General features: G+C 62.7%; 13 protein-coding genes. 11 read left to right on the top strand and 2 right to left on the bottom strand.

What is annotated here, in order from left to right:
- Nucleotides 1–39 precede the first annotated feature (39 nt).
- The 5 genes from BJF91_RS16615 to BJF91_RS16635 all read left to right on the top strand — a co-directional run bounded on the left by BJF91_RS16615 (nt 40) and on the right by BJF91_RS16635 (nt 4,665).
- Entirely contained in the window at nt 40–987 is a 948-nt protein-coding gene (locus tag BJF91_RS16615; RefSeq protein WP_075615530.1) for a Gfo/Idh/MocA family protein, read from the top strand.
- Nucleotides 988–1,080: 93 nt separating this feature from the next.
- On the top strand, nt 1,081–2,595 hold the full coding sequence (locus BJF91_RS16620) for an aldehyde dehydrogenase (NADP(+)) (protein ID WP_075615531.1): 1,515 nt from the start codon (nt 1,081–1,083) through the stop codon (nt 2,593–2,595).
- 15 nt (nt 2,596–2,610) lie between these two features.
- Nucleotides 2,611–3,549, top strand: a complete 939-nt coding sequence (locus tag BJF91_RS16625) for a 2-dehydro-3-deoxygalactonokinase (protein ID WP_234801637.1) — start codon at nt 2,611–2,613, stop codon at nt 3,547–3,549.
- 9 nt (nt 3,550–3,558) lie between these two features.
- A complete protein-coding gene (locus BJF91_RS16630; RefSeq protein ID WP_075615532.1) occupies nt 3,559–4,206 on the top strand; it encodes a 2-dehydro-3-deoxy-6-phosphogalactonate aldolase in 648 nt (215 codons plus the stop codon).
- Nucleotides 4,207–4,302: 96 nt separating this feature from the next.
- Nucleotides 4,303–4,665: a YbaN family protein gene (locus BJF91_RS16635; RefSeq protein ID WP_075615533.1), complete on the top strand. Its 363-nt coding sequence runs from the start codon at nt 4,303–4,305 to the stop codon at nt 4,663–4,665.
- A 59-nt stretch (nt 4,666–4,724) separates the two neighbouring features.
- Here BJF91_RS16635 and BJF91_RS16640 read toward each other — a convergent pair whose 3' ends face one another.
- On the bottom strand, nt 4,725–5,582 hold the full coding sequence (locus tag BJF91_RS16640; RefSeq protein ID WP_075615718.1) for a DMT family transporter: 858 nt from the start codon (nt 5,580–5,582) through the stop codon (nt 4,725–4,727).
- A gap of 198 nt (nt 5,583–5,780) precedes the next feature.
- On the opposite strand from BJF91_RS16640, the gene BJF91_RS16645 reads away from it, so the two are divergent.
- The 6 genes from BJF91_RS16645 to BJF91_RS16670 all read left to right on the top strand — a co-directional run bounded on the left by BJF91_RS16645 (nt 5,781) and on the right by BJF91_RS16670 (nt 19,726).
- Complete coding sequence (locus BJF91_RS16645) at nt 5,781–6,467, top strand: FadR/GntR family transcriptional regulator (RefSeq protein ID WP_075615534.1); 687 nt, start codon at nt 5,781–5,783, stop codon at nt 6,465–6,467.
- Between the two features lie 81 nt (nt 6,468–6,548).
- Nucleotides 6,549–7,871, top strand: a complete 1,323-nt coding sequence (locus tag BJF91_RS16650; RefSeq protein ID WP_075615719.1) for a CynX/NimT family MFS transporter — start codon at nt 6,549–6,551, stop codon at nt 7,869–7,871.
- 97 nt (nt 7,872–7,968) lie between these two features.
- Nucleotides 7,969–13,605, top strand: a complete 5,637-nt coding sequence (locus tag BJF91_RS16655; RefSeq protein WP_075615535.1) for an alpha-2-macroglobulin family protein — start codon at nt 7,969–7,971, stop codon at nt 13,603–13,605.
- Nucleotides 13,605–15,692, top strand: a complete 2,088-nt coding sequence (pbpC, locus tag BJF91_RS16660; RefSeq protein ID WP_139310751.1) for a penicillin-binding protein 1C — start codon at nt 13,605–13,607, stop codon at nt 15,690–15,692. Before BJF91_RS16655 ends, pbpC begins: the two co-directional genes overlap by 1 nt.
- A gap of 290 nt (nt 15,693–15,982) precedes the next feature.
- On the top strand, nt 15,983–18,514 hold the full coding sequence (locus tag BJF91_RS16665) for a methyl-accepting chemotaxis protein (RefSeq protein ID WP_075615537.1): 2,532 nt from the start codon (nt 15,983–15,985) through the stop codon (nt 18,512–18,514).
- 192 nt (nt 18,515–18,706) lie between these two features.
- Nucleotides 18,707–19,726: an NAD-dependent epimerase/dehydratase family protein gene (locus BJF91_RS16670; RefSeq protein WP_075615538.1), complete on the top strand. Its 1,020-nt coding sequence runs from the start codon at nt 18,707–18,709 to the stop codon at nt 19,724–19,726.
- Between the two features lie 65 nt (nt 19,727–19,791).
- Here BJF91_RS16670 and BJF91_RS16675 read toward each other — a convergent pair whose 3' ends face one another.
- Entirely contained in the window at nt 19,792–20,946 is a 1,155-nt protein-coding gene (locus BJF91_RS16675) for a glycosyltransferase family protein (RefSeq protein ID WP_075615539.1), read from the bottom strand.
- Between the last annotated feature and the right edge of the window lie 101 nt (nt 20,947–21,047).

The following is a 21,047-nucleotide window of genomic DNA, read 5'->3' on the forward strand; positions in this document are numbered from 1 at the left end:
GCCTTATTGAGTTTCCAACCAGGAAACAGGGACCAAGCCATGACCTCTTCTGACAATACCGGCGCACGGATCGCGCTCGCGCTCGCCGGCGTCGGCAAGATCGCCCGCGACCAGCACATTCCCTCCTGCGAAAACGGCAGCGATTTCACCATTGCCGCAGCGATCAGCCGTAACGGCAAGATCGAAAGCGCCGACAATTTCGAAAACTTCGACGCCTTCCTCGATGCCCGCAAGGACATCAGGGCAATTGCCCTCTGCACGCCCCCTGACGTGCGCTTTGCCATGGCCAAGAAGGCGATTGCACACGGCCTCGACGTTCTCATGGAAAAGCCGCCGGCTGCCACGATCGGCGAAGCCCAGGCACTGGCCGATCTTGCCCGCGACGCCGGCGTTACGCTGTTTGCCACATGGCACTCGCGTTTTGCCAATGGCGTCGAGCCGGCACGCGAATGGCTTGCCGACAAGACCATCACCGGCATTGAGATCACCTGGAAGGAAGATGTCCGCCGCTGGCATCCGGGCCAGGCCTGGATCTGGGAAGCCGGCGGTTTCGGCGTCTTCGATCCGGGCATCAATGCGCTCTCGATCCTGACCGCTATCATTCCCGGCCAGACCATCGTCGAAAAGGCATCGCTGTCCTTCCCAGCCAACCGTCAGCAGCCGATTGCCGCAAGCCTTGCCATGCGCAGCGCTGCCGGCGCGCCGATCAAGGCCGAATTCGACTGGCGCCAGGAAGGCCCCCAGACCTGGGACATCGTGGTGACGACCGAACAAGGCCGCTTGAGGCTCGCAAAGGGCGGCGCGGAACTCTATATAAATGACACGCTGACCGTTGAAGGTCCCGACCGGGAATATGCGCGGATCTATACGCGCTTTGCGCAACTGGTGCGTAGCCGGACGAGCGATGTCGACTTCCAGCCGCTGCGCCTGGTGGCCGATGCCTTCCTCAGCGGCGAACGTCATGAAGTGGAAGCCTTCTTCGATTAAGAGGAAGGCAAGCGCTCTTTAAATCAAAATGGCAGGACATCCCGGACATCCGGGGTGGCATCCTGCGGACCGAAATTGTTGAAAGGATACCCCATGACGCTGAATCTCACCGGAAAACACCTGATCGCCGGAGAATGGGTCGAAGGCTCCACAACCTTTACCTCCAGCCCCGCCTCGGGCGAGAGCCACACCTTCTTTGCTGGCTCCGCCGCTCTGGTGGATCGCGCCATGAAGGCTGCCGAAGAGGCCTTCGTCACCTATGGCTATTCCTCCCGTGAAGAGCGTGCCAAGTTCCTCGAAGCAATTGCCGAGCAGATCGATGCACGCGGCGACGAGATCACCAAGATCGGCTCCCAGGAAACCGGCCTGCCGGAAGCCCGCCTGGTTGGCGAGCGTGGCCGCACCACCGGCCAGTTGCGCCTGTTTGCAACCCACATCCTGAAGGGCGACTATCTCGACCGCCGCCATGATGCGGCCCTGCCCGACCGCCAGCCGCTGCCGCGCCCTGACATCCGCCTGATGCAGCGCCCGATCGGCCCTGTTGGCGTGTTCGGCGCCTCGAACTTCCCGCTGGCCTTCTCCACCGCCGGCGGCGACACCGCCTCGGCACTGGCTGCTGGCTGCCCGGTCGTCGTCAAGGGCCATGAAGCCCATCCCGGCACGTCTGAAATCGTCGCTCAGGCCATCGCAGCCGCGATCAAGAGCTGCGGTATTCATCCGGGCGTCTTCTCCCTGATCCAGGGCGGCAACCGCGAAACCGGCGAAGCCATCTGCCTGCATCCGCTGACCCGTGCCGTCGGCTTTACCGGCTCGCTTCGTGGCGGTCGCGCGCTGTTTGATCTCTGCGTACGCCGTGAAGAGCCGATCCCGTTCTTCGGCGAGCTGGGCTCGGTCAACCCGATGTTCCTGCTGCCCGCTGCCGTCTCCGCACGCGGCGAAACGATCGCCAAGGGCTGGGCCGGCTCGTTGACCATGGGCGCTGGCCAGTTCTGCACCAATCCCGGCATTGCAGTGGTCAAGGAAGGCGCGGAAGCCGACGCCTTCCTCGAAACCGCCAAGACCGCGCTGGCTGCCACCAATGCCCAGACCATGCTGACCGACGGTATCGCCAATGCCTATCGCGAAGGTGCAAAGCGCATCGAGGCGACGGAAGGCGTTCAGTCCGTGCTGACCACCACTTGCGACCTGCGCAATGCCACGCCTTACCTGTTTGCCACAACAGGTGAAAACTGGCTGGCCAACCACGTGCTGGGTGAAGAAGTGTTCGGCCCGCTCGGCGTTCTCGTTACCGTCAAGGATGAAGCCGAGATGGTGCACATTGCCGAAAGTCTGGTCGGCCAGCTGACCACGACGCTGCAGATGGACGATGCGGACGCGCCAATCGCCCGCAAGCTGTTGCCGATCCTGGAACGCAAGTCCGGCCGCGTGCTCGCCAACGGTTTCCCGACTGGCGTCGAGGTCTGCGATGCCATGGTGCATGGCGGCCCCTACCCGGCCACCACCAACTTCGGCGCGACCTCGGTCGGAACCATGGCGATCCGCCGCTTCATGCGTCCGGTCAGCTACCAGAACATTCCGGTGGCGCTGCTGCCGGAAGATCTGCAGTAAGCCGGGTGACGCAGCATGGCTGATATGGCGAAGACCGGCACGCCCTTCGTGGCTTTGGCCGATTGGGGCACGAGCAATTTCCGCCTCTGGTTGGTGGATGGCGACGGCGTGGTGCTGGGCGAACGCCAGTCGGCGGACGGCATGTCAGCCTGCGCCAAGGACAACCGCTTTGCGGCCGTTCTCGAAGAACATCTGGAGGCGCTTTCAGCGCCTCTCGATCTTCCAGTAGTGATCGCCGGCATGGCCGGCGCCCGCGCCGGTTGGCTAGAGGCACCGTATGTCGAGACACCGACAGCGCTCTCCGGCCTCCACCTGCGCACCGTCAGCCCAAAGGCGACGCGGCCAATCCACATCCTGCCGGGTGTCTGCCAGATCAACACCGGCCCATTCGACGTTATGCGCGGCGAAGAAACCCAGTTGGCCGGCGTTGTCGCTGGCGGCATTGCCTCGGGCGTGATCTGCATGCCCGGCACCCATTGCAAGTGGGTGGATCTTGAAGGCGGCGTGGTGCAGCGCTTCCGCACCGTCATGACCGGCGAATTGTTCGATCTGATCGCCAAGCAGTCGATCCTGCGTCTTTCGATGCCCCAGGACGGGCTGACGCAGACGGATGAGGCCGTCTTCATCGAGGCCGTGACCGAGGCGCTGGGCAGCAATTTCTCCCTGACCACCAGCCTGTTTTCGATCCGGGCCGCCGGCCTTCTCTCCACACCCGGCCCGCAGGATGCGGCAAGCCGGCTGTCTGGCCTGCTGATCGGCGCGGAAATCGCGGGCATGCGGGACTGGGTCAACGCCGGCAAAACCGTGCATATCGTCGGCTCGAAATCGCTTTCAGCCCTTTATGCCAAGGCCATTACCCTTGCCGGTGGCAGTGCCAGCAGTCTCGACGGCAGCGCCCTGGTGCGCACCGGCCTGTTTGCCGCAGCCCAGGCGCTTTTTCAAACCGCAGAGTAAGGACAGACCATGACCACCACCCATACGCCCTGGCCGCAGTTGAAGCGCGAACTGGTCGCCATCCTGCGCGGCATCGGTCCTGACGACATCGAAAGCGTCGTCGACGTGCTGCTCGAACAGGGTTTTGAAGCGATCGAAGTGCCGCTGAATTCGCCCGATCCGTTTATCTCGATCGAAAAAGCCCGCAAGCGCGCCCCTGAAGGCGTGTTGATCGGCGCCGGCACCGTGCTTGACCCCGCTGCGGTCGAACAGCTGCACAGCGTCGGCGGCAATCTTTTGGTCACACCCAATACCGATCCCGCTGTCATCGGCCAGGCTGCCCGGCTCGGCATGGTCTCCATGCCGGGCGCCTTCACGCCAACGGAAGCGCTTGCCGCCATCAAGGCCGGCGCCTCGGCCATCAAGTTCTTCCCGGCCAGCGTGCTTGGCCCAAGCGGCATCAATGCCATCAAGGCGATCCTGCCGGCCAATTTTCCGATCGGCGCAGTCGGCGGTGTCGGCGAGAGCAATTTCGGCGAATACCTCAAGGCCGGCGCCCGCGCCTTCGGCATCGGCACCAGCCTCTACAAGCCCGGCGACAAGGCCGATGTCGTCAAGGAACGCGCCGCCAAGCTAGTGGCCGCCTATGACGCGGCTGTCGCCGCCCACAAAGGCTGATTTCAGCCCGAGATTAAGAGTGCGGCCGGCAAATCGATGCCGACCGCAAAGCCGATATAGCTGTAAAGCTGATATCATCGGCAATCAGGAGGTCGGATGCGGCTTTTGATGCTCTGCCTCGGCTGGTTCTTCGTAGCACTCGGCGTCATCGGCATCTTCCTGCCGCTGCTGCCGACCACGCCCTTCATCATCCTGGCCGCCGGCCTGTTTGCCCGCTCCTCGCCGCGCTTCGAGCAATGGCTGCTCGATCATCCCCGTTTTGGCAAGCCGCTCACCGACTGGCGCCGCGAAGGCGCAATTTCTGGCCGAGCCAAGGGTGCAGCTGTGACTGTCATGGCGATCAGCTTTATCGTGATGATGATGTTTTCCTCCGCGCCGCTCTTCGTGCGGATCGGCACCGGCGTCATCCTTTTATGCTCAGCGGCCTTCGTGCTGACAAGGCCGACACCAAGAGGATGATGGTTTACCTTAGCGCATTTCCGGACGCAAAACCGCTACACACTTTTGCTGGAAATGCTCTATTCCGGCACCGCAGGCAGCACGGTCTCGGTCTTGTTCAGCCGCTTTTCGCGGAAGAAGATGAACAGGCCCGAGCCGATGATCAGTGCAGCACCGATCACCATGCTGGTGCGCGGCAGGTCGCCGAAAAACAGCCACCCGAACAGCACCGCCCAGAGCAGCAGCGTATATTGCAGCGGCGCGACGGCAGCGGCATCGGAGATTTTCAGCGCCCTGTTGACTAGCATATGCGCCGCCATGGCGACGATGCCGAGCAGGCCAAGCATGACGAGGTCCGTGGCTGACGCGATCGGCACCCAGTCGAAAGGCGCGAAGAACAGGCCGCCAAGCAGCGCCGCCGCCGCCTGGAACAGCACCAGCAGCTTGTCCGGCGTCGCCCGCAGCGACCGGCCCGACAGCATCATGAAGGCGAAGGCGGCGCTGCCGATAATCGAGATCAGCGCCGGCGCCGAAAACATCGCCCGTGATGGTTCCAGCGTGACGATGACGCCGGCAAAGCCAATCACAATTGCGGTAATCCGCCGCCAGCCGATGGTTTCCCCCAGCAGGAAGGGCGCCGCCGCCGCAACATAAATCGGCGCGGCGAGCCAATAGGTCATGACATCGGCGAGCGGCAGGTAGCTGACGGCGTAGTAGAAGGCGATGATCTCCACGGTGGAGCAAACAACGCGGGCCAGCTGCATCCACGGCCGTTCTACTGACAGAACAGGCGCTAGACCACCGCGCACCAGAAACGGCAAGAGGATCAGCAGAGCAGCCATGCTGCGCACCACCACCACCTGGCCAAGCCCGTAATGGGCCACCAGCGCCTTGGCCATCGCGTCATTCAGCGCAAACATCAGCATGCCCGCCAGCATGATGGCGGGGCCGGCAGTGCGGATATTCACGAGATGAGGGAAAGACACGGCGCGCAGGACCTTGAGGATGGATGAGAGAATGGCGCCGTCCCTACCACAGCCGACAGCCGCCGCCCATAACATTTGTGAGACATCAAATATACGAAACGTCCACGACAGCCATTGATAAAGTCATCGGATGACTTTATCAATTCCAGAATGCGACCTTTACAGAAAACCAATCTCGCCGACAGCGCGGCGGACCGGATCAGAACAGCACTTGCCGATGGCCTCTGGCGGATCGGCGAGAAATTGCCCAATGAGCAGGGCCTGTCGGACCAGCTGCAGGTCAGCCGCGGCACCATCCGTGAAGCGGTGCGGGTGCTGGTGGCGCAGGGCCTGCTGGAAACCCGGCAAGGCTCCGGCACCTATGTCGTCACCGATAGGGTCGTGCCGCAGCCGCTGGATCTTGCCCGTCGCACCAGCCTGCGCGATCGGCTGGAGGCACGGCTGGCGCTTGAGGTGGAAGGGGCAAGGCTGGCAGCGCAAAGGGCGAGACCGGCAGCGATCCGGCAATTGCACGCCCTGCTCGATCAACGCGGCCATTCCGCCGCCGAGCCGGATCGCGCCGCCTTTATTGCCCGCGACCTCGCCTTTCATCGGGCAGTGATTGCCGCCGGCGAGAATGCCGCGATGCTGGAGCTCTATGATTTCTTCACCCGCTCGATTACCGACACAATCGAGGCAACCACCGGCGGCTTGCTGCCGGAGCCGGATCTGGCGGCCCACCGCGCCATCGTCGAGGCCATCGCAACAGGCGATCCCGACGCCGCCGATCGCACCGTGCGGGCCTTCATGCGACCCGTGCTCGCCGCCCTGACCGAAAGTAGGCCGGGTTCGGATTGAACCCAGCGCTTTTGTTATCCTTCTGTTTTTGCTTTTCTTTTGGAAGAGCGAGCTTTCCGATAGGCTTTAAAGGACATGACCATGTCGCTCATCTCTTCAGAACCTGCTCATTCCGGGCACGGTCAAGACCTCGGCCTTGCCGACGAACTGCTGATCGATGCAGATCCGGACGATGCGCCAACCTCAGCACGGGCTAAGCCTCAGACGGCAGCGCAGCGGTCGTCTGTTGCGCGCATCATCCTCGGCATCAGTCTTGTGATGATCGCCTTCAATCTGCGGCCGGTATTTTCCAGCGCCTCGACGCTGCTGCCGGAGATCCGCGATGGGCTGGGGCTTTCGGCACTTGGCGCCAGCCTGCTCACTACCCTGCCGGTCCTCTGCCTCGGCGTCTTCTCGCCACTGGCGCCCAAACTGTCGGATCGGTTCGGCGCGGAAAAGACGTTGCTGGCGGTCATGGCGCTGCTGGCAATAGGCACCGCGCTGCGGGGCATCCCGAGCATTCCACCGCTATTTTTCGGCACCGCGCTCGCCGGTGCCTGTATCGCCGTCGGCAATGTGTTGCTGCCCGGTCTGGTGAAGCGCGACTTCCCCCAGCAAGCCGCGCTGATGACCGGCTTTTACACAATGGCGCTGTGCGGCGGGGCGGCGGCTGCCGCCGGGCTAACCCTTCCCATTGAGGCCGCAAGCGGCGGCTCGATGGCGATAGGGCTTGCCGTCTGGGCACTGCCGGCCGCCGTGGTCTTCCTGCTTTGGCTACCCCAGGCCTTTTCAGCCCATGGTCATCGCCCGGGCCTGCGCGTTCAGGTTCAGGGACTGTGGCGCGACCGGCTGGCCTGGAACGTCACCCTCTACACCGGCCTGCAATCGGCGCTCGCCTATTGCGTCTTCGGCTGGCTGGTGCCGATCCTGCGCGAGCGTGGGCTGGATGGCGTCACCGCTGGCGCTGTCGTCTCCGTGTCCGTCATGGTCCAGGCCGCCGCCTGCATTTTTGCGCCGCATCTTGCCGTGCGTGGCCGGGATCAACGGCTGGTCAATGCCGCTGTCGCCATTCTCGCTGTTATAGCGCTGTTCGGCCTGCTGTTTGCTCCGCTCTCTACCCTCTGGATCTGGGCGGTATTGCAGGGCATTGGCCAGGGCAGCCTGATTGCGCTTGCCATGACCGCAATCGTGCTGCGCTCCGGCAATCCGCAAATTGCCGCGCATCTCTCCGGCATGGCCCAATGCGTCGGCTATTGCCTTGCCGCCGTCGGTCCGCTGCTTGTCGGCCTCATCCATGGCTTTACCGGCAGCTTTGCCTGGTCGGGCCTGCTGTTCGCAGCTCTTGGTCTCGGAGCGGCCTGGCATGGATGGCGCGCCGGCCGCGACCTCCAGGTCAATGTCGTCCTGAGCGAAAAATCGCATTGACACCAAATGGTTAAATCAGAAGAGTAGAATGGTCGGCAGGAGGAGAAACGGATCGCCAGAGGACCCGTTTCCATTAAAATAATAGGGGACAACGATCATGGGTTTGCAACGGATTTTCGCCGCGACGGCGCTTGCGATCCTGTGTCTTGGCCAGCCTCTCTTCGCGTCTGACACCATGGCGGCCGATGCCGGCCGCAGCATCGCCCTGACGAAGGACAGCGATTACGCGGGCTTCGATCTGCGGACTCAACAGAATGTCACGCTTGATCAGTGCCAGGCGAGCTGTATCGACGACAAATCCTGCCGGGCCTTCACCTATAATGTCAAAGCGCGCTGGTGCTTTCTGAAGTCGGATTTCGGCCCGCTAAATCCTTTTGTCGGCGCCGTTGCCGGCCGCATCGTCACCAATACGAGCGAGCCTGACATCGGCGTTGCGCCAAAGCTCGACTTCGTTTCCGCCAGCGTGAACGGCCAGGCCCAAAGCTTTCGCGACCGCCTGATCAAGACGGGCACGACAAACGCACAAGGTCTCAGCCAGTCCATTTTGCGGGCAGAGATGGACCTCTCGGCAGGGCGCACCAAGGATGCCGTTGGCGGCTTTCTCGCTGCCGCAGCGCTCTCGCCCGACGATAGCTCGCTTTGGCTGCGTGCCGCCCGCGCCGCCAACCTGATCAAAAACGACAGCGAGGCGACGAGCCAGGGCCTCTATGCAGCCGTGATCGGCTATGACGTCAGCCGGACGACCAAGGTCCGGGCCGAGGCGCTGGCCGTCATGGCGAAGGCACTGGAAAAGAGCGAGAGCTATCGCCAGGCGCTGAGCGCCTACAAGGCCAGCCTCGAGATCTCAGCAGACAAGACCGTGCGCGCCGCCTATCTGGCGCTGAAGGCCACCAAGGGATTCCGCATCACCGGCAACACTGTCGATGCCGACGCCACCACCCCGCGCGCCTGCGTGCAATTTTCAGATCCCCTCGTGAAGCGCGGCGCCGATTACAGCGCCTTTGTCACGGTCAACGGCAAGCCGCCGAAGTCCGTCGAAGCCAAGGAGAGCCAACTCTGCGTCGAGGGGCTGGACTATGGCCAGCGCTATACGATCGGCCTGCGCGAAGGCCTGCCCTCCTCCGTCGATGAGCCCTTGCAGGCCCGTTCGGATATCGAGGTCTATATTCGTGACCGCAGCCCGGTGGTGCGCTTTACCGGCGACCGCTTCGTGCTGCCGGCAGCGATGCGGCGCGGCATTCCGCTGGTTTCGGTCAATACTGAAAAGGCCAATCTGAAGCTCTACCGCATCGGCGAGCGATCGATTTCGCCGCTAATGGCCAATTCGCGCTTTCTCAGCCAGTTGAGCGGCTATACTGCCGCGCGCATCGAGCAGGACAATGGCGAACTGGTCTGGCAAGGCACGCTAGACATCGCCAGCGAGCTTAACCGCGAAGTCACCACCAGTTTCCCCGTGGATCAGGCACTGCCGGAGCGCAAGCCCGGCATCTATGTGCTGACGGCCTCGGCCACCGGCGGCAAGAGCCAGGAATGGGATGATCAGGCCACCCAATGGTTCCTGGTTTCCGATATTGGTCTTTCCACTTTTGCCGGCACCGATGGGCTGCATGTCTTTGCCCGCTCGCTGAACACTGCCAAGCCCATTGCCGGTGTCGAGCTGAAGCTGCTCGCCCGCAACAACGAGATCCTCGGTACGGCGACCACCGACGACCAGGGCCGCGCCACGTTTTCGGCGGGCCTGATGCGCGGCGGTGCGGGCCTTGCCCCGACAGTGCTGACGGGAGAGATCAAGGCCGATGGCAAGGCCGCCCCGGATGGGAAGGCGGCCCCCGATGGGAAGGCGACCCAAGCGGATTTCGTCTTCCTCGACATGACCAAAGCGGGCTTTGACCTTTCCGACCGTGGCGTCACCGGCCGTGCCGCCCCCGGCGCCATCGACATCTTCGCCTGGACCGAGCGCGGTATCTACCGCCCGGGCGACACCGTGCATGTCGGCGCGCTTGCCCGCGATATCGATGCGGAAGCCATCGATGGCCTGCCGCTCACCTTCATCTTCACCCGGCCCGATGGCGTCGAATATCGCCGCATGGTCAGCACAGGCGCCGGCCTCGGCGGCCATGTCCTCGACCTGGCTCTCGACAAGAGTGTCATGCGCGGCACCTGGACGCTTGGCATCCATGTTGATCCGAAAAAGCCGGCGATTGCCGAACAGACCTTCCTCGTCGACGATTTTCTGCCTGATCGGATCGAGTTCGACATGAAGGCGCAGGCCGGCGTGCTGAAACCGGGTACGCCGCTGTCGGTCGATGTCGATGGCCGCTATCTCTACGGCGCCCCTGCGGCTGGCCTGACGCTCGAAGGCGAGATGCTGATCAAGCCGGTCAGGACGCGCGACGACAAGCCGGGCTTCCTGTTCGGCCTTGCCGACGAAGAGGCTGGCGAATCAAACAGCGTGACCCTCGATGACCTACAGCCACTGGACGACAAGGGCCACGGCACGATCGATTTGCAGCTCGGCGACCTGCCTTCCACTACCCAGCTGTTGCAGGCGGAACTGTCGGTGCGGCTCAAGGAAGGCGGCGGCCGCGCCGTGGAAAGGCAGCTGACGCTGCCGATCAACAATGGCCAGCCTGCCATCGGCATCAAACCCGGTTTTTCAGGTTCGCTTGCCGAAAACAGCACCGGCCATTTCCAGCTGATCGCCCTGGATGGTGAAGGCAAGGCCCAGACGCTCTCGGGCGCCAAATGGAAACTGGTGCAGCTGGACCGGAACTATCAATGGTACCGCGATGGCAATTCCTGGCGCTATGAACCGGTTACCTCGACCAAGCTCGTTGCGTCAGGCACAACAGACATCGGCACTGACGGCACCGACCTCTCCATGCCGGTCGGCTGGGGCCGTTTCAGGCTCGAAGTCGACGCACCCGGCGTCGATAGCGCCGCATCCAGCGTGGAATTCGATGCCGGCTGGTTCTCCGCCGGCGGATCGAGCGACACGCCCGATGCCCTGGAAATCGCGCTCGACAAGCCAAGCTACAAGGTGGGTGAAACCGCAAAGCTGAAGATATCACCGCATTACGCTGGCGAAGTTCTGGTCACCATCGGCTCTGAAACCCTGGTTGCTACGGAAACCGCAAGCTTGGCTGCGACCGGCGGCGAGATCGATATCCCCGTCACCGACAGTTTCGGTGCCGGCACCTATGTCACCGCGACGCTTTACCGGCCGGGCGAAGGCCAGGAAAGCCGGATGCCGATGCGCGCCATCGGCGTCACCTGGCTTGGTGTCGATCCGGCCGCCCGCAAGCTGGCGATCAAGCTCACGCCGCCCGCCCAAATGGAGCCGCGCCGAAAGCTGACCGTACCGGTCGCCGTGACCGGCGGCGGCAATGACGCCTATGTCACCGTCGCGGCCGTCGATGTCGGCATCCTCAACCTGACGCGCTATCAGGTGCCGGATCCCGACGGCTGGTATTTCGGCCAGCGCCGACTCGGCATCGAAATGCGCGACCTCTATGGCCAGTTGATCGACGGCTCGCTTGGGGCGTCGGGCACTCTTCATACCGGCGGCGATGGCGGCATGAGCTCGCTCTCGGCAAGCCCGCCCAAGGAAAAGCTGGTGGCGCTGTTCTCCGGCCCCGTCCATCTCGACCATAATGGCAAGGCGCAAATCAGCTTCGACATTCCCCAGTTCAATGGCACTGTCCGGCTGATGGCGGTCGCCTGGAGCCGCACCGGCATCGGCCATGCGCAAACCGATGTCATCGTGCGCGATCCCGTCGTCATCACACCGTCGCTCCCGCGCTTCCTCGCACCGGGCGACAATGCACGGCTGCAGCTTGATCTTGCCTCCACCGATGCGCCTGACGGCGACTATCTCCTCTCCGTCAAGGGCAACAACTCCGTCGGCATCGAGCCCGGCAAGCAGCAGATCCCGCTGAAGTTGAAGGCTGGTGCCAAGACAAGCCTGGACATCGGGCTGACAGCACTCGCCCCCGGCGATAGCAGCCTGACCGTGACATTGGCCGAACAACCGAAACCAGGCGCAGGCAATGGCGCTCCGGCAGACGCAACACCGGCCACGCCGCCCGCCCGCCAGCCGCTGACGCTCACCCGTGTTCTCGATCTTCCCGTGCGTCCTGCGGCTCTGCCGCTCACCACCCGGCGCGAATTGCCGCTTGGCCCGGGCAAGAGCCTGATCGTGGATGAAAACCTGCTGGCCGATAGCATCCTGTCTGGCGCCTCCATCAGCCTCTCGGTCTCGCGTGGCCCGAGCTTCGACATTGCGGCGCTGCTGACCAGCCTCGACCGCTACCCCTATGGCTGCGCCGAACAGACCACCAGCCGAGCACTGCCGCTGCTCTATTTGAACGAGTTGGCATCGGTTGCCGGCCTGCCGGATGATGCCGCGATCAGCAAGCGCATTCAGGATGCCATCTACCGGGTGTTGTCCTACCAGGCGTCGCAAGGCAGTTTCGGCCTTTGGGCGCCCGGCTCCGAGGACCTGTGGCTGGACGCCTATGTCAGCGATTTCCTGACGCGGGCACGCGAAAAGGGTTTTGACGTGCCCGACGCCGCCATGGTGCAGGCTCTGGATAACCTTGCCAACAAGCTGTCCTATGAGACGGATGTCGAAAGCCAGGGCAACGACATCGCCTACGCGCTCTACGTGCTCGCCCGCAACCGCCGCGCCGCGATCAGCGATCTGCGCTACTACGCCGATACGATGCTCGACCGCTTCCCGACACCGCTGTCGAAGGCGCATCTAGCCGCTGCCCTGTCGCTCTATGGCGATCCGGCGAAAGCTGGTACGATTTTCGAAAAGGCGGCTGCGGATGTCCAGAAGGGGTCGGTCACACCGGTCAGCCTGTCGCGTTCGGACTATGGTTCGCAGCTGCGCGACGGCGCTGCCATCCTGGCGCTTGCCGCTGAGGCCCGGCCCGTACCGCCGATCGTCTCAGCCTTGAGCCGCACGGTGATCAGCGACTGGAATGCCAAGACCTATACCAGCACCCAAGAAGAAAGCTGGATGCTGCTGGCCGCCCGCGCGCTCGACAAGAGCAATGCCGGCCTGACAGTCAGCGTCAACGGCAGCCAGAAGACTGATGGCTACCGGGCGCGGATTGAGGGTGAAGAGCTGCTGCGCCAGCCCGTGACGCTCACCAATCCCGGCACGGAAGCCCTCACCGCGACAGTGACGACCGTCGCCGTGCCAACCTTTCCGCTACCGCCGTCCGCCCAGGGCTTTACCATCGAGCGCAGCTATTATGCGATGGATGGCACGCCGGTAAACATCAGCGAAGCCAAGCAGGACCAGCGTTATGTCGTGGTGCTGAAAGTGGCCCAGACCGAGGACATGCCGACCCAATTGCTGGTGACGGATCTGTTGCCCGCCGGTCTCGAGATCGACAATCCGGCACTCGTCGGCAGCGCCGATCTGGATAATTTCAGCTGGGTTGGCAAGACGAAGCCCGCCCATCTGGAGTTCCGCGACGACCGCTTCGTGGCTGCCATCGACACGGAACACAGCCAGGCGACATCGGATGATGACGCTGACTCCAGCAGCGCCGATGATACCGACGACACCGACAATGGCGACATGGTGCTTGCCTATGTGGTGCGCGCCGTCACGCCAGGTGTCTATGATCATCCCGCCGCAACTGTTGAGGACATGTACCGGCCGCAGCGTTTTGCGCGCACGGCGGTTGGGCGCATGGAGGTCAGGGCTGAACAGTGATCCGGCGTGGTACGGCAATCGGTCTCGTTGTTGCGGCCTGCCTGTCAGTGGGCGCGGCCTGGCTGGGGCTTGGCGCGCTAGACCGGGCTTTCCCGCCACCACTTGAGGCCGCCGGCAAACCTTCGGCCGAGCTGCTGGATGCCGATGGCAGGCTGTTGCGCGCCTTTGCCACCCGCGAAGGCCGCTGGCGGCTGAAGACCCATGAGGCCGATGTCGATCCGCTGCTGGTGAAAATGCTGATTGCCTACGAGGACCGGCGTTTCTACAGCCATGCTGGCATCGACAGCCTGGCGCTCGGGCGTGCCGCACTGCAATTGGTTGGCCGTGGCCGGATCGTGTCCGGCGCATCTACGTTGTCGATGCAGGTGGCACGGTTGATCGAACCCCGACAATCGCGGTCTTTTCTCGCCAAACTGCGCCAGGCGGCACGTGCCGTGCAGATCGAGCGCCGGCTGGATAAGCACGCCATTCTCGACCTTTATCTCACCCATGCGCCCTATGGCGGCAATCTTGAAGGCGTGCGGGCGGCATCGCTTGCCTATTTCGGCAAGGAGCCGATCCGCCTGACACCAGCGGAAGCAGCGCTACTGGTGGCCCTGCCGCAATTGCCCGAACGGCGACGCCCCGACCGCTTTGCCGGCAATGCTCTGGCTGCCCGAGACCGGGTGCTGGCCCGCATGGAAAAGGCCGGCGTTATCTCATCGCAGGATCGGCAGACGGCCGAAATGGCGCCCCTGCCGAAGCGCCGGCTGGAGTTGCCGATGCTTGCCGCCCACCTCGGCGATGCCGAACGGCGCCGCCAGCCGGATGCGCTGACCTATCCGACCCGGCTGAAAAAGGATGTGCAGGCGGCGCTGGAAACGGTGGCGCGCCAGGCCGCCCAGCGGCTTCCCCCAAAGGTCGCGGTCGCCATCATCGCCGCCAATATCGGCAGCGGCGACATCATCGCTCGCGTCGGCTCCGCCGGCTATCTCGATGCCAGCCGCTCCGGCTGGATCGACATGACCCGTATCAAGCGTTCGCCGGGTTCGACCCTGAAGCCGATGATCTACGGGCTGGCCTTCGAACAGGGAATGATTGCCCAGGACACCGTCATCGAGGACCGGCCTGCCGATTTCGCCGGCTACAGGCCGAAGAATTTCGACACGCATTACCAGGGCGACATTTCGATCCGCAACGCGCTGCAGCTTTCGCTGAACGTGCCGGCGGTCCGGTTGCTGGAAGCGGTCGGGCCGCTGCAGATGCTGACGCGGTTAAAGGCGGCAGGCATCAGGCTAGATCTGCCCCAGGCCGGTACCCCGGGCCTCGCCATCGCGCTTGGCGGCGTCGGCACGACGCTGAAGGATCTGGTGGCGATGTACGCGGCCTTGGCGCGACAGGGCGAAGCGATCAGCCTGAATGATAGCTTACCATCGGACACCGCACGGCCAGATCCTGTCCGGCTGCTGGAACCGGCCGCGGCCTGGAATGTCAGCGATATTCTCTCAGGTGTAGCACCGCCAGCCGGCGCACGAACAGGACGGATTGCCTACAAGACCGGCACCAGCTACGGCTACCGGGATGCCTGGTCGATCGGCTACGATGGCCGCACCGTCATCGGCGTGTGGATTGGCCGGGCCGACAATGGCGCGGTGCCGGGCCTGACCGGCTATGGCAGCGCCGCACCAGTCCTGTTTGAAGCCTTCGCACGCTCTGGTCTTGCCCCATCAGCCTTGCCGACAGCACCGTCAGGCACGGTTCGGCTCGCCAAAGCCGAGCTTGGTCCCAGCCTCCGGCGCTTTTCGCGCGAGACAAGCGGGCTGATTGCGGTTAATTCCGGCGACAAGCCGCCGGTGATCGTCTTTCCACCTGAAGGCGCGCATGTAGAACTCGACCGCACGGCCGAAGGCTCCACCATGCCGCTGACGCTGAAACTGCAAGCGGGCCGCGCACCCTTCCGCTGGCTCGCCAATGGCAAGACGCTGCCCGATCTCGCCCGCACCCGCACGACGCATTGGCTTCCTGATGGCGACGGCTATTCGACCCTGACGGTGATCGACGCGGCCGGACGCAGTGCGACTGTCGGGATCTTTCTTCGCGAGAATTAAATCTAACTTATGTAGTTGATTTTGATATACCCTTGATAGAAAGGGGAAAAATCAGGATTTAAGGCCATCTTAACAAACAGCTTCTAAAGTGACGGTTCGACGATGACGTCGCTCGACCGCCAGCGCTTGCACAATGATTGTGAGGGGCCTGACATTTCCGGATGCCGTGCCGCAGTCTCTAAGCTTGAGACGCAAAACCGAGCATCGGAAACAGCTTTGCATGTGCAGCCCCTTGCTCGACCCTCGCTTGAAGCTTGGCCGGGCCAAAGGGCTTTGGAGGAGCCGGAACCATGTCCATCGATCGTTTGCTCTCGCGTTTCCGCATCCAGACAAAGGTCTTGATTTTTATCCTGCCCTTTGTCGTCACCATCGGTGCGGTCGGCTTTACTGGGCTCTATGCGTCTGGATTGCTGCAGGGACGGATCGAAATATCCAATAGCGTGCTGCAGTCGCTGAGCGGCTTCCGCGACGTATCCGCCGCCATGGCCGACTTCCTCGACAAGACCACAGAGCAGAGCCGCAACGCGGTGACCGACAAACTGAAGCAACAGCAGCAGGTGCTGAAAAGCACGCTCAGTCAACTCGGCCCCGATGCCGAAGGTCGTGGCGAGCTCGAAAAAGCTTCAACCGCCGTGGACGGCGTCGTCAACCATATGAGCACGCTCTGGTCTCTGCATGAGACGGAGGCCGGCCTGATCAAGAACATGCAGCAGGGCACAGCCGCTGTCGTCTCCGCCCAGAACGACCTCACCGAGGCCCTGAAGAAGATCACCATGTCGATCCAGGCTGACGAGACCGCCGCCAAGCAGATGCTGCGCGACGCCGACAAGATCGCCCTGACTGCAACCTTCCTGACAGATACAAACCGCAAATTCGGCAGCCTGCAGACGCCGGAAGAAAAATTCGACTTTGTTGCCGCCAGCCTGCCTGAGATGAAGGTGCGCCATCCGGCGCTTGCCGCGGCCTTGCCGGAAAAGAATAAGTCCGCCGCCCGTACGATCGAAGGCATCATCAAGGATCTCGGCGATATGGTAACGGCCGGCGACAAGTCGCCCGAGGTCGCCGATGCCATGGCGACCAAATTGCGCAATTTCGTCCAGCTGTCCGCCTATCTGGGCCTCGCTGCTCAACAGAAAATGAAGGAAGCCACTGCCCGCTTTGGCGAAATGGACGTACCGCTCGAAAAGGCCCAGGCCTTGCTGTCTGACGGCCGTCAGCTGATCGACGCCGCCTACGTCTTTCAGATCACCACGGCGAGCTTCATGCTTGCACCGACCAACGAGAACCTGACGAAGCTGCGCCGCGACCTCAACGGTTTGCGCACCACCTTGGACGCCCTGAAAAACACCTCCGGCTCCTCGGACATCTATACCTCGCTTGAGGCCAAGCTGACCCCAGCCATCGCTACGATGGACAAGGCTGGTGGCGATCTCGTCAAGATCAGTCAGGACCGCGTGTCAAATTTCGAGACCGCCGGCAAGGACCTCGATAATATCTGGCAGCTGCTGACCTCTTTTGCCGAAATGCAGAAGGTGAGCGCAGGTGAAGAACGCCGCGACGCAAACTCGATTTCGATCGGTGCCATGACGCTTGGCCTTCTGATCTCCCTCTTTGCCGGCATCGGGCTGGTCTTGACCTTCAAGGGACCGATCGGCCAGATCACGGCCGCCATGCGCCGGCTCGCCGATGGCAAGCTCGATACCGGCATCCAGGGCGAGGCCCGCGTTGACGAAATCGGCGAAATGGCCCGTGCACTCGGCGTCTTCAAACAGAACGCCCTGTCGAAGATCGAAATCGAACAGCGCAGTGAGGAAGAACGGGCGCAGGCAGAAGAAGAACGACGCCGCAACGACGCCGAAAAGCAGGAGACCGACCGGCAGATCGAATTTGCCGTCAACGCCCTCGCCTCAGGACTCGGCCGGCTTGCGACAGGGGATATCTCGGCAATGATCGATACGCCCTTTACCGGTCGCCTCGAGCAGTTGCGCCGGGACTTCAACACTTCGCTGGAGAACCTGCAGCAGACCATGCGCCAGATCCGCTCCAATACGTACATGATCCAGCGCAATGCCGGTGAAATGACCGCGGCCGCCGACGATCTCGCCAAGCGCACCGAGCAGCAGGCCGCTTCGCTGGAGCAGACGGCAGCGGCCGTCGACGAGATCACCGTGACGGTAAAATCCTCCGCCGAACAGGCGCAGGAGGCCAATACGATCGTGTCCGAAACCAAGACGGCAGCCGATACCTCCTCCAAGGTCGTCGCCAGCGCCATCGATGCGATGGGCCGGATCGAGAACGCCTCAGGCCAGATCGTTCAGATCATCGACGTGATCGATGAAATCGCCTTCCAGACCAATCTGCTGGCGCTCAACGCCGGCGTTGAGGCCGCGCGTGCGGGTGAGGCCGGCAAGGGTTTTGCGGTTGTTGCCCAAGAAGTGCGCGAACTGGCCCAGCGTTCGGCCAATGCAGCAAAGGACATCAAGTCTCTGATCCATACATCGAGCACGGAAGTTGCCGCAGGCGCCAAGCTGGTGCAGCGCACCGGCGAAGTCCTGACGGAAATCTCCACCAAGATCGTCAGCGTTTCCCAGCGTGTCGAAGCCATCGCGCTGGCCAGCCTCGACCAGTCGACGGCGCTCGGTGAAGTCAACTCAGCCGTTAACGGCATGGACCAGATGACCCAGCGCAATGCCGCAATGGTCGAGGAAACCAATGCCGCAACCCGCCAACTGGCCGACGAAGCCGATACGCTGATGAGCCTGGTCGATCAGTTCAAGCTCGGCACCGAAGACACGTCCCGCCGCAGAGCTCACGCGGCCTGACCCTGAGCCAAAACGTGCAACGACTGCGTGAACCGGCGGGCAACCGCCGGTTCACGCATTTTAAGCCTCTGTTTCAGGCTTTTACCGTGCATCCCGCCCCTGCCCTCACTTCAACAGAAACTTGGCCTTGACTTGGCTTCGCCGCAGCGCCTTAACACTGTGGCTTCCTCGATCGGAAAAGTGAGTTCTCCCTTGCGCTATTTCATTACCGGCACCGCAGGTTTCATCGGTTTCCATCTCGCCCGCCGCCTGCTTCAGGAGGGTCATACCGTAACCGGCTTTGACGGCATGACCGCCTATTACAATCTGCGCCTCAAGGAAGCACGCAATGCTGCTTTGGCGCAATTTGGCAATTTCACCGGGGTCACCGCCATGCTGGAGGATCGGGCCGCGCTGGAAAAGGCGGCAGAAGACGCCAAGCCCGACGTCATCATCCATCTCGCCGCCCAGGCGGGTGTGCGCTACAGCCTGGAAAATCCGCGCGCCTATCTCGATTCCAACCTGATCGGCTCCTGGAATATCGTCGAGATCGCCAGGCAAATGCAGATCAGCCATCTCATGCTGGCCTCGACGTCTTCGATCTACGGTGCCAACCCGCAAGTGCCCTTCCGAGAAACCGACCGGGCCGACGAGCCGATGACCTTCTATGCGGCCAGCAAGAAGGGCATGGAGCTGATGGCCCATAGCTACGCGCATCTCTACAAGGTGCCGACCACGGCCTTCCGCTTCTTCACGGTCTACGGTCCGTGGGGCCGGCCGGACATGGCGCTGTTCAAGTTCATGAAGGCGATGCTGGCGGACGAAGCCATCGAGATCTATGGCGAAGGCAAGATGAGCCGCGACTTCACCTATATCGATGACCTCATCGACAGCATCATTGCGCTCTCGGCCATAGCTCCCGGTGAAGACAACCGAGTGCGCGAGCCTGATGGCCTCGACACGCTGTCGCACAATGCGCCCTTCCGGGTGGTCAATATCGGCGGCGGTCAGCCCATCGCGCTGATGGATTTCATCAAGACCATCGAGACCATGATGGGCCGCCCGGCCAAGAAGAAAATGCTGCCGATGCAGCAGGGCGACGTGCCCCGCACCTTCGCCGCCCCCGACCTCTTGGTGGCGCTCACAGGCGCAAAGCCGACGACGACACTGGATATCGGCGTCAAGGCGACCATGGATTGGTATGTGGAGCATCACACGCAGTTGGGGCTTTAACCCGCCATCTCTGCGCACACATCTCTGGTGTCAGCGAAGCCTGAACCGGGCCTCGCTGACCAGATTCAACGCTTTTGCGCGAGGTCCTTGACCAGCCTGGCCGTTTCCGCAGCACCATTCAATGAAATTGCCAGGGTCTCGGGAAAGCGCAAGGAAACGGCGCCCGCGATTGCCTTCGCCATCGCCTCGCCGTTCAATCCGTCCTCGAGCACGACAGCAGCAAGGCCAAGGGCTTCCAACTTTTCGGCCCGCACCGTCTGTTCGGTCTCGCCACCGGCGGCAAAGGGCACGAGCAAGGACGGACACCGCGCCCGCAAGAGATCGCAGACCGTGTTATAGCCGGCTTGCGAGATCGATAATCTGGCCTTGGGCAACAGCGCCGGAAAGTCAGGACGGAACCGGTAAAGCGCCACTGCGGGCGGCGCGCGCTGGCTGAAGCGCTCGAAATCGGCTTCAGGTAAGTTGGGGCCGGTGATCAGGCACCAGCGCAAGCGCTCGCCGAGACTGTCGCCCAGGATTGCTTGCGCGTCCATGGCCGCCTCGATCAGCGCGGCACCGACCGCCCCTCCTCCGGCAGAGACAACGATATCGAATTCTTCTTCGGCCGGCTCCGGCTCGGGCGCGGCAACAAGTCCGGTGTAATACAGCTTGTCGGAGAGTGTCTTGGCGAGCGGAAACGTGTCTTCCAGCGAACAGAAGTGTGGATCGCCATGCACAAGCACGCCGTCGAAATGCTCGCTCACGAGATCAGCGGTTTCCTTGTCGCGACCAGGCTTGCGGTTCTCCTGGAGGATGTCGCGCACCGAACTCAAAAGCAGCGGCTTGGGATGGGTTGCCTTGATCGCATCAAGCAGCGGCAGAAGCTCGAAACGGACCTGACGGCGGCCAAACGGAAAGGCCTCGACAACAACCACATCCGGCTGCACCGCCTCGAATGCGGCCAGCAGCAGGGCCGCGCGGTTGGTTTCGAAATCAGCATCGACAGGATTGCCGACACTGTCGACCAGACCGGAAAAACCCGAGGCCGCCAGCACCGCCGGCAATTGCACATGTTCGATGCCCGGCCCTGGAAAACCCTTGACCGGTGCGCCACCGGTAACCAACGTCACCGACAGGCCAGACGCAACCATGGCATCCGCCAGCCGGCTGGCGCGGGCAAGATGGCCAATGCCAAGCAGGTGCTGCACATAGAAGAAGACCCTGATCGGGCGATGGCTCATGCACGTGGCTCCAAAGATAAGGCAGTCGCCAGACTGCATCCGCCCTGGGATAGATCGGATGCTGCACTGCGCTGACCATTGCATATTTGCCGAAACCAGGG

This window comes from Gillisella taibaishanensis (assembly GCF_001938985.1).
GTDB lineage: Bacteria > Pseudomonadota > Alphaproteobacteria > Rhizobiales > Rhizobiaceae > Allorhizobium > Allorhizobium taibaishanense.

Bases quoted from the DNA above. Each gene is read 5' to 3' on its own strand.
- BJF91_RS16655 (WP_075615535.1), top strand. From the start codon at position 7,969: ATGGGTTTGCAACGGATTTTCGCCGCGACGGCGCTTGCGATCCTGTGT.
- BJF91_RS16650 (WP_075615719.1), top strand. From the start codon at position 6,549: ATGTCGCTCATCTCTTCAGAACCTGCTCATTCCGGGCACGGTCAAGAC.
- BJF91_RS16625 (WP_234801637.1), top strand. From the start codon at position 2,611: ATGGCTGATATGGCGAAGACCGGCACGCCCTTCGTGGCTTTGGCCGAT.
- BJF91_RS16635 (WP_075615533.1), top strand. From the start codon at position 4,303: ATGCGGCTTTTGATGCTCTGCCTCGGCTGGTTCTTCGTAGCACTCGGC.
- BJF91_RS16645 (WP_075615534.1), top strand. From the start codon at position 5,781: ATGCGACCTTTACAGAAAACCAATCTCGCCGACAGCGCGGCGGACCGG.
- BJF91_RS16630 (WP_075615532.1), top strand. From the start codon at position 3,559: ATGACCACCACCCATACGCCCTGGCCGCAGTTGAAGCGCGAACTGGTC.
- BJF91_RS16640 (WP_075615718.1), bottom strand. From the start codon at position 5,582: ATGCTGGCGGGCATGCTGATGTTTGCGCTGAATGACGCGATGGCCAAG.
- BJF91_RS16675 (WP_075615539.1), bottom strand. From the start codon at position 20,946: ATGAGCCATCGCCCGATCAGGGTCTTCTTCTATGTGCAGCACCTGCTT.
- BJF91_RS16615 (WP_075615530.1), top strand. From the start codon at position 40: ATGACCTCTTCTGACAATACCGGCGCACGGATCGCGCTCGCGCTCGCC.
- BJF91_RS16620 (WP_075615531.1), top strand. From the start codon at position 1,081: ATGACGCTGAATCTCACCGGAAAACACCTGATCGCCGGAGAATGGGTC.
- BJF91_RS16665 (WP_075615537.1), top strand. From the start codon at position 15,983: ATGTCCATCGATCGTTTGCTCTCGCGTTTCCGCATCCAGACAAAGGTC.